Here is a 14,030-nt window from a genome sequence, read left to right as displayed (position 1 = left end):
ACTGTACGAATAGCTTCATCAATGGCAGAACACTGACTTGGTTTAACCACGGCTTTCATTTCTAAGACAATCATTGTTTATCGACCTCAAACAACTTATTTTAAGTTAACCTGTAGAGCATCGGATTGTCAAGATTTTAGTTGACATTGAGCTTTTACATTGAGCCTTTACATTGAGCCTTTACATTGAGCCTGTCGAAATGTGTCGAAATGTCGTGCTTCGTGTCACTGAGCTTGTCGAAGTGCTGTTTTATACTGGTCGGGGTTTCATCCCGTCGCGCTCAAGCGAGGGCTTCGGCCGTGATCTCAGCGTTCGACAAAAGCTCACGCCGAGGTCCGAACGGTCTTCACCCCGACATTCAAGATAAAATAATCAACAATCGACAGTTGAGGGAAAAAACTTGTTAGTTATCGGTTTAATCAGTGGCACATCGGTGGATGGTATCGATACCGCTTTAGTGGAGATTAGCGGTACAGTGGAATCTCCACAGGTGCAGTTATTAGCTGGAGAAACCTATCCCTATTCCCCCCGATTACGCGAGACAATTTTACAAGTCTGTGGGGGAGAAAAGCTCGACCTTGAAGCTTTAGCCAGCTTAGATGATGATATCGCCGCAGAATTCGCCCGTGCCGCTTTAAATATCCAAAAAGAAGCCCCAAAAGCCCAATTAATCGGCAGTCACGGTCAAACCGTTTTTCATCGACCCCCCGCAAACGATCGCCTCGGTTACACGGTACAATTAGGACGGGGAGCAGCGATCGCAAAAATTACCCGTATTCCCACCATTAGTAATTTTCGCGCTGCCGATATCGCCCAAGCTGGTCACGGTGCGCCCCTAGTGCCGAAAATTGACGCTTATCTGCTTTCTCACCCCACTAAAACCCGCTGCGTCCAAAATATCGGCGGTATTGGCAATTTAACCTATCTACCCCCCCGACAAAGGGAAAATTGGCAGCAAAAAATTTTCGGTTGGGATACTGGCCCCGGCAACGTCCTCATCGATTTGGCCGTACAATTTTTGAGCCAAGGCCAACAAACCTACGACCATAACGGTCAATGGTCGGCTCAGGGTCAACCCTGCTCCGAATTAGTTCATAAATGGCTACAGGAGCCTTATTTTCAACAATATCCCCCTAAATCCACTGGCAGAGAGTTATTTAGCCCCGCCTATCTAGCCCAATTGCGCGAGGATGCCCAAGCTTATTGCCTCAGTGATGCCGACTGGTTGGCTAGTTTAACCGATTTAACCGCCATTTCGATCGCCCACAGCTATCAAACCTTTTTGCCAGAAATGCCCGCGGAAGTGCTGCTCTGCGGTGGTGGCGCTCGCAATGCCTACCTGCGCCAACGACTCCTAGCACATTTGGGGTCAAATGTCAAGCTTTTGACCACCGATGAGGTAGGATTAAATAGCGATTTTAAAGAAGCGATCGCTTTTGCCCTTTTGGCCTATTGGCGCTGGCACAATTTCCCCGGTAATTTACCGCAAGTCACGGGGGCAAAAGCAGCGGTTTTATTAGGAGAAATTTACCTATGAGCAGCAGCTATGAAATATTTTCAACAATTCAACGCCAAAGGGTCAGCGATGGGCAAATAGTGCCAATTTTAAGCGATTGTGCCGATTATAAACGTCTTTTAATTCTTGTTTGGCCGCAATTGGGAGATTTTGATAGTCTCGAATACGCTTGGTGGTTAGAAAAAGAGGCAGCCCTTTGGCAAAATGCTGGGATAACCATTCGTGCCATCGGTATCGGCGATCGCAATTCAGGGTTAAAATTCGCTGAATATACGAAATTTCGGCAAGATTGGCTTTTTGTTGACCCCAAAGCTGAATTACACAATTTATTAGGACTTTATCGCGGTTTATCGTTAAAATTACCTGGGTTTTCTCCCGGACAAAATGCCTGGTTAAATCTAATTTTTATGTGTGCGGGTGTGGGTAGTCCGGGGACTCTGGCCGAAGTGCTGCGGGGTTATCTTGGCGATCGCAAAGCCCCCCAATTAATTGCCGAGGAGGAAACAATGCAAGCGCGGCCTTTACCACCTTTCCGGGGTTCCCTATTCAATCTTGCTGGGGGTCAAGGTTTTCAGCGACCTTTTGAATTAGCCACCCTGAGACTTCGTAATATGAGTCAAGTTTTGGGCAATTGGTCAACATATATCCCCGATAGTAGTTATCTCACCCAACGGGGAGGGACTTTTTTATTTGATAGTCAAGGAAATTTACTCTATGAGCATCGGGATCAAGGTATCTTGGGTTTTGCTGAGAATATGAGTTATCCCCTCGCTTTTTTGCAGGATTAAGCTTTTTTCTTCTGCATCTCGCCCACTCCCAACTCTTGACTTTTAGCTTTTCTAGCTGATGGCTAAAAAACTTTAATGTTGTCCGACCACTTATTACCTAAAGATTGATGAAATTATTTGACGATTCATCCACAACTATCGGGAGTTATTTACTCAAGAGATAAGTAAATATTATTTTAAGTTTATTTAAGGCTGTCATTACTAATGGTAAGTTGAGCCGGGTAAATTTTCCCGTAGTATCAAAAAGGAAACTCATTCGACCCGTTCAGTCTAAACGGGGAGAGAAGGGATTTTGAGACTGAGGAACAACCTATGGCAAAGAAAATAAAGACAACCACTTATAAAGTCACCCTGAAAACACCCAATGGCGACCATACAATTGATGTTCCCGATAATGAATATATTCTCGAGGTAGCGGAAGAAAAAGGATTAGATTTACCTTCTTCTTGCCGTGCTGGTGCTTGTTCTGCTTGCGCTGGTAAAATCGAATCCGGTAGCGTTGATCAATCCGAGCAATCCTTCTTAGATGACGATCAAATTGAAGCGCATTATGTCCTCACCTGTGTGGCCTATCCTACTTCTGACTGTGTGATCGTCACCCACAAAGAAGAAGATTTGTACTAATTTAACTCAATATTCGGGGGTTAGATACTCCAACAATACAACAATAATAGAGCGGGAACTGCAAGGGCGACAGTTCTCGCTTTATTTGTATTTTTGCCTCTTGACTCGACAGTGAGATAAAGCCCAAAAATTAATCCTGCAGCGGCAGGGTGTGAGGTGTAGGGTTAATGGGCGCTGATAACTGATTATCGTCCCACTTCAGCGAAAATCTGGGCTAAAATCTCTCCAGCACCAGCCTCGCGCACTTTATGGGCTAAATCTCGTCCTAAGACTTCCCCATGGCTAGGATCACCGCTAACCGAGTCCTTAATCAGGCGCTTACCGTCGAGACTAGCCACCATACCCGTTAAAGTTAGGATACCATCCTCGATCGCCGTATTTACTCCGATGGGAACTTGACAACCCCCCTCCAACTCCCGTAAAAAAGCGCGTTCAGCATAGCATCTATCGCGGCTAGGGGCGTGTTCCAACACTTTTAGGACTTCCAAAACCTCCGGATCGGCATCGCGGCATTCTATCCCTAAAGCCCCCTGTCCCACCGCATGGAGAGAAATCTCCGCCGGAATAACCTGATGAACTCGATCGCCTAATCCTAACCTTTCCAATCCCGCTACTGCCAGAATAATCGCGTCGTATTCTCCCGCGTCCAGTTTTGCCAGACGGGTGTTAACATTGCCGCGCACATCTTTAAAAGTCAGATGGGGATAATGGTAACGCAACTGGGCCAATCGCCGCAGGGAAGAAGTCCCCACCACCGCACCTTCCGGTAAAGTGTCTAATTGATAGTCTTGATTTTGGCTATTTACCACCAAAGCATCGGCCGGATTAACTCTTTCGGTGACGCAACCCAAGATTAAGCCTTCGGGCAAATTAGTAGGCAGATCCTTGAGAGAATGGACGGCAAGATCGATCGATCTATCCAACATTCCCACTTCTAGTTCTTTGGTAAATAAACCCTTATCACCGATTTTCGCTAGGGCCACATCGAGAATTTTATCGCCTTGGGTACTCATCGTCTCCACCTCAAACTGTCGATGGGGGTGGTGTTTACTCAATTCTGCCTGTACCCAATAGGTTTGTACTAGGGCTAACTGACTTTTACGCGAACCGATACGCAGGGAACGAGGAGGACTAGAAACGGACATATCTGAAGTAGGAATTTAACTAAACATCTATCGGACTGCTCGATCTAGACTATCCTGATCTCACCCCTGTTGAGTAATCACTTTCTAGGTTAGGCATAAATAGTTACATCTCTTAATATTTTTAGGCAAATAGGGTGAGCATTATTCCCCACTGACAGCAAAGCTGAAAGCCTAGGTTAAAATAGAGGGACAAAGGTTGCAACAGGGTCTAACTAATGACATTACAACACCCTTGCTATAACAAAGAAGAATTTGTCCGACGTGGACAGGAAATCTATCAGTCTCAGGTGCGTCAGCAGGTTGAGAAGGACAATCATGGGAAGATTGTAGCTATTGATATCAAAACAGGTGCTTTTGAATTAGCAAAAGATATCCTCACAGTTTCCGCATCAACTTTTAACCCGATTGACCGATGCTCAAATTTGGTTCGTTAGAATCGGACATCGAGCAGTTGATCGAGTCGGTTTTGCCCTATCATATAGAGACAAAAAGACCGAGTAACCATTGTCAGATTCTCCATACCCCCCTTATCAAGGGGGGAGCCGCGCCCCCCTTATCAAGGGGGGATCAAGGGGGGATCAAAGGCACAATCTATCTTCAATTTAATAATTATAACCACTCACTTAATAGGATAGTTACACAACGTAAAAATTGGTTAATTCAGGAGTTATTATTATGCTGGACCAAATGATGAGGATGTTAGAAGGGCAACAAATAGGGCCTTATCGTCTTAAGAAGTTTCTCGGTGCGGGTAGTTTCGGTGGTGTATTTCATGCTAGTGAAATGGTCAGAAATACATCGGTTCAAGAAGTTGCTGTTAAAGTTATCCCCGAAAGTAGCGATGATAAATTAATTGAGTTAAAAAATGCCAGAAAGTTAGAACATTCTAATTTAATTAAGGCTTATTCAGTGGGGGAATTTACTTTTCTTAATACAGAAATGCTTTATTTAGTGATGGAATTGGCACAGGGTAGCCTAGAAAATCACATCGCCAAAGGCGGTTTGTCATCAAGTGAAATTAAAAATATTACTGCTCAAGTCGCCCAGGGTTTAAATTATCTTCATGGACAAAATAAAGTCCATCGAGATTTAAAACCGGGTAATATCCTCAAGGTTAATCAACAATACAAGTTAGCAGATTTTGGCTTAATTAGAACTTTAAATAACAAAAGCCACACTCAAACAGTCCACAATAGCGGTACAATTATTTATATGCCTCCCGAAGCCTTTAGGGGGGATATTTCATCAGCCTGGGATTTGTGGTCATTGGGTATTATGTTAATCGAAATGACGACTAATCAACTTCCCTATAAGTTTAATAATGATATTCACCAGTTAATGGCAAAGGTGATGAATTGTGAGCTACAAATCCCAAGTTTACCGAAAGAGTTTAAACCGATTATTGAAGGGTGTTTGCAAAAAGATAGAAAACAAAGATGGACAGCACAACAGGTTTTAAATGCCTTACAACCTGTGGGATGGAATTCTCCCCCGTCACCTCCACCAGCACCGGCAGCAGTCAAAAAGCCTGTTTCACCTACTCCATTTACCGAAAAACTACCCAATCGAGTCACACTGGAGATGGTGAGCTTACCAGCAGGTGAATTTCTTATGGGATCTCCTGATAGTGATCCCGATGCTAGGGATTGGGAAAAGCCTCAACACCAAGTTCAAGTCAACAGTTTTGCGATTGGTAAATATCCAGTTACTCAGGCACAATATCAAGCGGTAATGGGAACCAATCCCTCTCATTTTAAAAATAACTCTTGGTTTAAAAACAATCTGCAAAATCCGGTAGAACAGGTTAGTTGGAACGATGCTCAAGCCTTTTGTCAGAAATTGAGTCAAATAACAGGAAAAACCTATCGCTTACCGACAGAAGCGGAATGGGAATATGCTTGTCGTGCGGGGACTACTACTCGCTATTATTTCGGTGATGATGCTAGTCAGTTAGGAGATTACGCTTGGTATGACGGAAATTCTCAGAAGACAACTCATCCTGTGGGCCAGAAAAGGCCCAATGCTTGGGGACTGTATGACATGATTGGCAATGTTTGGGAGTGCTGCGAGGACAATTGGCACGATAACTATATCGGAGCGCCAAAGGATGGCAGTGCTTGGCTGACAAATGATAATGATTATCCAATAGTGCGGGGCGGTTCTTGGTACTACAATCCTCTTTTCTGCCGTTCTGCTTTCCGCAACAACAACTACCGCCGCGACGACTACTACAGCTTCAGCGGATTTCGGGTGGTGTGCGGTGCTGAGAGGACTCTGTAACCCTTTTTCCCTTTTTTTCCCTTTTTACCCTTTTTCTCTTTTTCCCGCCGCTAGGCGGGTCGATTTTTTTTTGAGATTTTCTAGGGTGCGTCCTGGGGAGCTTTTGCCTTTTTGGGAGCAGTCCTACAGGACGCGAGCCGATGAAGATGCAAGGTTGGGTTGACGACAATTAAATAGGGTATGATGGAGGTCCGATAGATTTTTTCTTATGGCCGTGAGCGAAACCGTCTATATTGAAACCAGTATCTTAGGCTACCTAACTGCTCGACCCCGCAGAGATATTATTGTCGCGGCTAATATTGAGATAAGCTGTCCTTGTGTTTAAACTGCTTGTTGAGATGAGACAAGAGGCGATAGTAAAGGGATTGGGGGAGATTCAGCTAATCTAAGGATAGGCACTTAAAATGCGTCTTAGCCTATTATTTGTGTTAATCTCATCTTTGAAATATCAAAACCCCAAATCGTCTAAGGAGACAATGGCCGCCAATTCTCGGAATAAATCGCCCGTTTTTCTCGGCTGTTCCGGCAGGATCGCTATTTTTTGCCTCTTGATGTTACTATCGGCGGCAATAGGCTGGTTAATCGGGAAACAGTGGGTTAAACACAGCAATCAACCCCAAACCATTAAACCCGTTTTTGCCACGGAGGAAAATAATTTTAATTCTGCCACAGATCCGGCATGGCAACGGAAAGCCGAGATGAGAAAGCGCCGTCTAGAGTTGGGAATTGATGGTCAGTTTTTTAAAAATCTCGTCAATGAATTGTTTAACCTCCGCTATGGGGATATCAAAGAGGAAAAACAGAAACAGGAACAAAGAGATATTTTAGCTGCAGAAATCCTCGATCGCTTAGACCGTCTCGATTCTGGCACTAGAGAAGCATTAGGTAGCTACGACGAGCAACAGCGAGAAAAATGGCGAGAACAAGTGAATCAGTTACGTTTAAGCAGTAGAGTCCTTAATTTACTCACTGATACTGCTTTTTTTCAGCTATTTCCCGAATTGACAGAAAGACCAAATTTTGATAGCGGCTTAGGTCAACTATGGAGTGGTTTGGCCTGGAATCAGTTACAATCTTTACAGTCTGGCCTATCCTACCAAGCGATCGAAAGTTTAGACGAGGGAGGAGAGGAAATGATCGAGGCAATTCTCAGCCAGGGACAAGGAAAAGCCTATGCAATAAAATTGCGTTCCAGTGATCGGTTAAACTTAAATTTAGAGGCGGAAGGCGAAGTTTTACTATCTTTCTACTCTCCCACGGGTAATATTACCCTTTTAGATAAGTCTAGCGATCGGCAATGGTCCGGTCAATTACCCGAAGAGGGATTTTATGAATTAGTTATTCTCCCCCAATCTTCTACCCCTGTTCACTTTCGCTTGCAGTTAAAAGTAAGTCAGTGACTTTAACTGTCAGGAGACAGGAGACAGGAGACAGGAGACAGTCGGCAGCTTTTTTCTCCCCAACCCCCCATCTCCCCACACCCCACACCCTACACCCCACACCCTACACCCCACTTCCCCAACCCCTAATCTGCTTTTTTACTTTTTCCCATGTCTTTAACTTTCCAGGCTGTTATCGCTAAATTAAATGAATTTTGGGCCGATCGCGGTTGTTTAGTTGCTCAACCCTATGATACCGAAAAAGGTGCGGGAACCATGAGTCCCCATACCTTTTTAAGGGCAATTGGTCCGGAACCTTGGGCCGTTGCCTATGTGGAACCCTGTCGTCGTCCTACGGATGGCCGTTATGGCGAAAATCCCAATCGTTTTCAGCATTACTATCAATATCAAGTTCTAATTAAACCCTCTCCCGATAATATTCAGGAAATCTATTTAGACTCCCTGCGGGTGTTAGGAATTAACCCGGAAGATCACGATATTCGCTTCGTGGAAGATAACTGGGAATCTCCCACCCTCGGTGCTTGGGGTGTGGGTTGGGAAGTGTGGTTAGATGGGATGGAAATCACCCAATTTACCTACTTTCAACAGTGTGGAGGTATCGATTGTCGTCCCGTGGCGATCGAAATTACCTATGGTTTAGAAAGATTAGCCATGTATCTGCAAGATGTGGAGGCAATTAATAAAATTCAATGGAATGAAAATATCCTCTACGGTGACATTTTTCTACAAAATGAAATCGAACAATGTACCTACAATTTTGAGGCTTCCAATCCTGAATTATTGTTTAGTTTATTCAGTTTATATGAACAGGAAGCTAAACAATTAATTGATCGCTCTCTGGTGATTCCCAGTCTAGATTATGTTCTTAAATGTTCCCATACTTTTAATTTACTCGATGCTAGAGGTGTGATTGCTGTAGCTGAAAGAACCCGTTATATCGGCAGAATTCGCAATTTAGCTCGACAGGTTGCTCAATTGTATTTACAGCAACGGGAAGCTTTAGGTTTTCCCCTACAAACGGTTTAGCGATCGGGTGCATCTTTGGCGATGCACCCCTAGCAATTGTATTGGCCTTCGTTTAATAACTTTTTTTTATAAAAAATCCTATTTATACTAAATCTTGTTTAAAAAGTATAGGATAGTGGGAAAGAAAAAAAGATGTTATCGCTAACATCTTTTTGGCATTTTTTACAATTTAACTTCAATATCAACCCCTGCGGGTAAATCTAATTTCATCAAAGCATCGATTGTCTTAGAAGAGGGTTGGTAAATATCAATAATGCGGCGATGGGTGCGGGTTTCAAAATGTTCACGGGAGTCCTTGTCAACGTGAGGGGAACGCAGGACACAATAAATCTTTCTTTTGGTCGGTAGGGGGATCGGTCCGATCGCTGTGGCGTTAGTTCTATTGGCAGTATCGACAATCTTCTCACAGGAAGTATCGAGTAAGCGCCGGTCAAAAGCTTTCAAACGAATGCGAATTTTCTGTTGTTGTAGCGTAGCCATAATTTCACCTATTGCAATTGTCAAGGTACAAAATAAAGACAGTAACGGAGCAGCTTTTAAATTCACTGCCCCGTTAATTAGTAGATTAGCCTACTTGATAATTTTCGAGATAACGCCAGAACCGATGGTGCGACCACCTTCGCGAATAGCGAAGCGCATACCCTGTTCAATAGCGATCGGGTTGATCAGTTCCACCGTCATTTTGATCCGGTCTCCCGGCATGACCATTTCTACAGTGCTGCCATCATCGGCGGTGTAGTCTTGGATAGTGCCAGTTACGTCGGTTGTCCTTACATAGAACTGAGGACGATAGTTTTTAAAGAAAGGAGTGTGACGACCACCCTCTTCTTTACTTAACACATACACCTCACCTTCAAACTGGGTGTGGGGTTTGATTGTACCCGGTTTAGCGATAACCATGCCGCGCTCGATGTCGGTTTTTTGGATACCACGCAGGAGGATACCAGCGTTGTCACCGGCCATCCCTTGGTCAAGACTTTTCTTGAACATTTCGATCCCGGTGACGGTGGTGGCGCGGGTATCTCTGATCCCGACCAATTCCACGTTATCACCCACTTTCACAATACCGCGTTCGATCCGACCGGTAGCCACCGTCCCCCGACCAGTAATCGAGAATACGTCTTCTACCGCCATCAGGAAGGGTTTATCGATATCCCGTTCAGGGGTGGGGATATAGCTATCTACCGCTTCCATTAATTCATAAATTGCGTCCACCCACTCGTTATCGCCTTTTTGGGCCTTGGGGTTTTTGGTCATGTACTCGAGGGCTTCTTTAGCAGAACCGGCAATAATGGGGATTTCGTCGCCAGCGAAGTCGTAATTGGTGAGAAGTTCGCGTACTTCCAGTTCTACGAGTTCCAGTAACTCCTCATCGTCCACCATATCTTTTTTGTTGAGGAAGACCACGAGGTTAGGTACACCCACCTGACGAGCCAGCAGGATATGTTCCCGGGTTTGGGGCATCGGGCCATCAGCGGCCGAGACCACGAGAATACCACCGTCCATCTGTGCCGCACCGGTGATCATGTTTTTTACATAGTCGGCGTGGCCGGGGCAGTCCACGTGAGCGTAGTGGCGATCAGCAGTTTCGTACTCAACGTGAGCGGTGTTGATGGTGATCCCGCGAGCCTTTTCTTCGGGAGCGGCATCGATTTCATCGTATTTTTTAGCTTGGGCATTACCCAAGGCCGCTAGGGTCATAGTGATAGCGGCGGTGAGGGTAGTTTTGCCGTGGTCAACGTGACCGATCGTACCGATGTTAACGTGGGGTTTCGTCCGTTCAAATTTAGCGCGTGCCATTTACTTTCTGTTCCTTTGTTTTTTTTTCTTCTTCAGGTGGGTGAACAGTAATCAGTCACCAGAGATCAGTTTTAAGTTAGCAGTTATTAGGGTTGACCGACCAACTTTAAATGATCGGTTTGTTCTCACTGCTCACTGGTCACTGGTCACTGATTAACCGTTCCCTTTACTTTTGGTGATAATCGTCTCGGCCACGTTGCGGGGGACTTCTTCGTAATGGCTAAATTCCATGGTGAAGATGCCCCTTCCTTGGGTTTTGGAGCGAATATCAGTGGCGTAACCGAACATTTCCGCTAGGGGAACTTTAGCGGAGACTTTGGCGATGCCGGTCTCGGTTTCTTGACCTTCGATTTGTCCCCGACGGGAGTTAAGATCACCGATGACGTTACCGATGAAGTCTTCGGGTACTTCCACTTCCACCTTCATCATCGGTTCTAGGAGAACGGGGGTAGCTTTCATCACCGCTTCCTTAATCGCCATGGAACCGGCAATCTTAAAGGCCATCTCGGAGGAGTCCACATCGTGGAAAGAACCATCTACAAGGGTTGCTTTCAGGTCGATGACGGGATAACCCGCTACAATCCCCGATTCGCAAGCTTCTTTCATCCCTTGTTCTGACGGACTGATGTATTCTTTGGGGATAGCACCACCGACAATTTTGGAGACGAAGACAAAGCCCGACCCCGGTTCACCCGGTTCGAGTTCGATGACGACGTGGCCGTACTGCCCTTTACCACCACTTTGACGGATAAATTTACCCTCAGCGCGCACGGGTTTCCGCACAGTTTCCCGATAGGCCACCTGGGGAGCGCCCACCGTCGCTTCGACTTTGTATTCCCGGAGCATTCGATCGACCAGGATTTCCAGGTGCAGTTCTCCCATCCCGGCGATTACCGTTTGATTGGTTTCGGGATCAACTTTGACCCGGAAGGTGGGATCTTCATCGGAGAGAGCTTGCAGAGCTTTGCTGAGTTTCTCGATGTCCTGTTTGGTTTTCGGTTCCACCGCCACGGAGATAACCGGTTCGGGGATAAAGAGGGATTCTAGGATAATCGGGTTCTTATCATCACAGAGGGTATCCCCGGTAATGGTGTTTTTCAGTCCGATCGCCGCTCCTAGATCACCGGCGCGCAGTTCATCCACTTCGATCCGTTCGTTGGATTTGAGGATGATCAGGCGAGCGATCCGTTCTTTGGTTCCTTTGGTGGAGTTGTAGGCGTAGCTGCCTTTAGCTAGTACACCGGAATAGACCCGTAGGAAGGTTAAACGACCGAAGGGATCGGCCATGATTTTGAAGGCGAGAGCCGAGAAGGGCGCATCGTCCTTGGCTTCCCGGATTGCCTCGCTGCCATCGGGAAGAATCCCTTTAACGGCGGCTACTTCCGAGGGTGAGGGTAGGTAATCGACAACGGCATCGAGGAGCAGTTGTACCCCTTTGTTTTTGAAAGCCGAGCCGCAGAGGACGGGAACAATTGTACCAGCAATCGTCCCTTCTCTGAGACCGCGTTTGATTTCGGCTTCGGTGAGTTCTTCACCTTCTAGATATTTTTCTAGGAGTTCTTCATCAGCTTCCGCTACAGCTTCCACCAGCTGCACGCGGAATTCTTCGGCCTTTTCCAATAAGTCTTCGGGAATGTCGGTTTCTTCTATGTCTTTCCCTAGATCGTCCTTATATATATAGGCGCGCATCTTGACGAGATCAACGATCCCGCTCAGTTCGCTTTCCGCGCCGATCGGCATTTGGATGGGAACGGCGTTAGTTCTGAGGCGATCTCTTAATTGTTCGTAAACTTTGAAGAAGTTCGCCCCCGTTCTGTCCATTTTGTTGACAAAGGCAATCCGGGGTACTTTGTACCGATCGGCTTGTCTCCAGACGGTTTCTGATTGGGGTTGTACACCACCAACAGAGCAGAAAACCGCCACCACTCCATCGAGTACCCGCATGGAACGTTCCACTTCAATGGTGAAATCGACGTGGCCGGGGGTGTCAATGATGTTGATGCGATGATCTTGCCAACTGGTACTGATGGCGGCGGCGGTGATGGTGATTCCTCGCTCCCGTTCCTGTTCCATCCAGTCGGTAATTGCCGTTCCGTCGTGGACTTCGCCCAGTTTATGAGCGACTCCCGTGTAGAACAGGATTCTTTCTGTTGTCGTTGTTTTGCCCGCGTCTATATGAGCGGCGATTCCGATGTTTCGCACTCTCTCTAGCGGGATAGTCCGTGCCACAGCAACCTCCTTGCTTTGCTTGCCAGTGATGGGATTTTGTTCTAGGATTTTTTACACTATTTACAATTCTATACTTTTCTTGACAGTTTTTTGGCGGCAGCGGTGTAGTCCACCGCCCTTAAAGTATCTTTAAAGTATCTTTTTAGTAACGATAGTGGGCAAAGGCTTTGTTTGCCTCCGCCATCCGGTGGGTTTCTTCCCGTTTTTTGATCGTGCCGCCGGTTTCATTGGCCGCATCCATGATCTCGTTGGCCAGTTTACCTGCCATGGTTTTGCCGCCTCTGGTTCTGGCATAATGGACTAACCAGCGTAGTGCTAATGTACTACCGCGGTTGGTGCGTACTTCCATCGGGACTTGATAGGTGGCTCCACCGACCCGGCGGGCTTTCACTTCCACTAGGGGAGTGGCGTTTTTAACGGCTTTTTCAAATACTTCTAGGGGTTCTTGACCGGTACGTTCGCCGACGGTTTTCAGGGCATCGTAAACGATATTAGCGGCCAGGGATTTTTTGCCCGATCGCATGATCCGGCGGATGGTCATGCTGACTAAACAGCTATTGTAAACGGGATCGGGGGGAATAGGACGTTTTTTGACGTTTTTACGGCGAGACATCGGAATATTCCTGAATTTTCTAGGTTAACTTTAACTTTTGCTTGACAGTCGGATGATTACAGCCCATCTTAAACCCTCTCCTGCGAGTCTTCAGTCTCTTGGGTTAACTTTGACCGACTCGGTGGGAGTATTTTTTTGGTTAATCAATTTCCTGTTTATTTAGCAGCGGGTTTGGGGCGTTTGGTTCCGTACTTAGACCGCGCCTTTTGGCGGTTTTTCACCCCGGTGGCATCGAGGGTGCCGCGAATGATGTGGTATCTGACTCCGGGTAGATCTTTGACCCGACCGCCCCGAATCAGGACGACCGAGTGTTCTTGTAGGTTATGACCGATGCCCGGAATGTAGGCTGTCACCTCAAATCCAGAGGTCAAACGTACCCTAGCCACTTTCCGTAGGGCTGAGTTGGGTTTTTTCGGTGTGGTGGTATATACTCTTGTACAAACTCCCCGACGTTGGGGGCATTGTTTGAGGGCGGGAGATTTGGTTTTTCTTTTCGCTTTGGATCTTTCGTCGCGTATTAATTGCTGAATGGTGGGCATGATAGGGCTGTATCTAAGGTTACTCTGAACTCCTATTACCGAAGGTCAAATCGTTGACAAAAGGTCATTA

12 protein-coding genes and 3 pseudogenes are annotated in these 14,030 nt (G+C 46.2%); 8 read left to right on the top strand and 7 right to left on the bottom strand.

The annotated features are described in order from the left end of the window. Positions 1–74 (bottom strand): annotated as a pseudogene (locus O9295_RS12100) (transposase); the annotation flags it as partial. A gap of 326 nt (positions 75–400) precedes the next feature. On the opposite strand from O9295_RS12100, the gene O9295_RS12095 reads away from it, so the two are divergent. The 3 genes from O9295_RS12095 (at position 401) to O9295_RS12085 (ending at position 2,928) form a co-directional block, all read left to right on the top strand. Continuing rightward, complete coding sequence (locus O9295_RS12095; RefSeq protein WP_185237905.1) at positions 401–1,537, top strand: anhydro-N-acetylmuramic acid kinase; 1,137 nt, start codon at positions 401–403, stop codon at positions 1,535–1,537. Next, entirely contained in the window at positions 1,534–2,304 is a 771-nt protein-coding gene (locus O9295_RS12090) for a peroxiredoxin-like family protein (protein ID WP_002758812.1), read from the top strand. The genes O9295_RS12095 and O9295_RS12090 overlap by 4 nt, the downstream gene beginning before the upstream one ends. A 312-nt stretch (positions 2,305–2,616) precedes the next feature. Further along, entirely contained in the window at positions 2,617–2,928 is a 312-nt protein-coding gene (locus O9295_RS12085) for a ferredoxin (RefSeq protein ID WP_004162860.1), read from the top strand. Positions 2,929–3,113: 185 nt separating this feature from the next. On the opposite strand, the gene hemC is transcribed toward O9295_RS12085, so the two are convergent. Then, the gene (hemC, locus tag O9295_RS12080; RefSeq protein ID WP_012266932.1) at positions 3,114–4,073 is read right to left on the bottom strand and encodes a hydroxymethylbilane synthase; all 960 of its coding nucleotides are present in this window, start codon (positions 4,071–4,073) and stop codon (positions 3,114–3,116) included. 215 nt (positions 4,074–4,288) lie between these two features. On the opposite strand from hemC, the pseudogene O9295_RS12075 reads away from it, so the two are divergent. The 5 genes and pseudogenes from O9295_RS12075 (at position 4,289) to glyQ (ending at position 8,779) form a co-directional block, all read left to right on the top strand. Next, positions 4,289–4,574, top strand: a pseudogene (locus O9295_RS12075) (hypothetical protein). Between the two features lie 174 nt (positions 4,575–4,748). Beyond that, on the top strand, positions 4,749–6,353 hold the full coding sequence (locus O9295_RS12070) for an SUMF1/EgtB/PvdO family nonheme iron enzyme (RefSeq protein WP_288033077.1): 1,605 nt from the start codon (positions 4,749–4,751) through the stop codon (positions 6,351–6,353). Positions 6,354–6,567: 214 nt separating this feature from the next. Then, a pseudogene (locus O9295_RS12065) lies at positions 6,568–6,663 on the top strand (type II toxin-antitoxin system VapC family toxin); the annotation flags it as partial. Positions 6,664–6,829: 166 nt separating this feature from the next. Continuing rightward, a complete protein-coding gene (locus O9295_RS12060) occupies positions 6,830–7,753 on the top strand; it encodes a serine/threonine protein kinase (RefSeq protein ID WP_288033075.1) in 924 nt (307 codons plus the stop codon). A 150-nt stretch (positions 7,754–7,903) separates the two neighbouring features. Further along, the gene (gene glyQ / locus O9295_RS12055) at positions 7,904–8,779 is read left to right on the top strand and encodes a glycine--tRNA ligase subunit alpha (protein WP_004162850.1); all 876 of its coding nucleotides are present in this window, start codon (positions 7,904–7,906) and stop codon (positions 8,777–8,779) included. A gap of 162 nt (positions 8,780–8,941) precedes the next feature. Here glyQ and rpsJ read toward each other — a convergent pair whose 3' ends face one another. The 5 genes from rpsJ to rpsL form a co-directional block, all read right to left on the bottom strand. Beyond that, the gene (gene rpsJ, locus O9295_RS12050) at positions 8,942–9,259 is read right to left on the bottom strand and encodes a 30S ribosomal protein S10 (protein WP_002800099.1); all 318 of its coding nucleotides are present in this window, start codon (positions 9,257–9,259) and stop codon (positions 8,942–8,944) included. Between the two features lie 90 nt (positions 9,260–9,349). After that, positions 9,350–10,579, bottom strand: a complete 1,230-nt coding sequence (gene tuf, locus O9295_RS12045; protein ID WP_045360760.1) for an elongation factor Tu — start codon at positions 10,577–10,579, stop codon at positions 9,350–9,352. Positions 10,580–10,732: 153 nt separating this feature from the next. After that, positions 10,733–12,808, bottom strand: a complete 2,076-nt coding sequence (fusA, locus tag O9295_RS12040; RefSeq protein ID WP_288033074.1) for an elongation factor G — start codon at positions 12,806–12,808, stop codon at positions 10,733–10,735. Between the two features lie 142 nt (positions 12,809–12,950). After that, a complete protein-coding gene (gene rpsG / locus O9295_RS12035; RefSeq protein WP_002739653.1) occupies positions 12,951–13,421 on the bottom strand; it encodes a 30S ribosomal protein S7 in 471 nt (156 codons plus the stop codon). A 155-nt stretch (positions 13,422–13,576) separates the two neighbouring features. Next, entirely contained in the window at positions 13,577–13,960 is a 384-nt protein-coding gene (gene rpsL, locus O9295_RS12030; RefSeq protein WP_002740176.1) for a 30S ribosomal protein S12, read from the bottom strand. Positions 13,961–14,030 lie beyond the last annotated feature (70 nt).

The organism is Microcystis sp. LE18-22.4A (assembly GCF_027531105.1).
Classification (GTDB): Bacteria; Cyanobacteriota; Cyanobacteriia; order Cyanobacteriales; family Microcystaceae; genus Microcystis; species Microcystis aeruginosa.
This window is presented reverse-complemented; position numbering and strand designations above follow the sequence as displayed.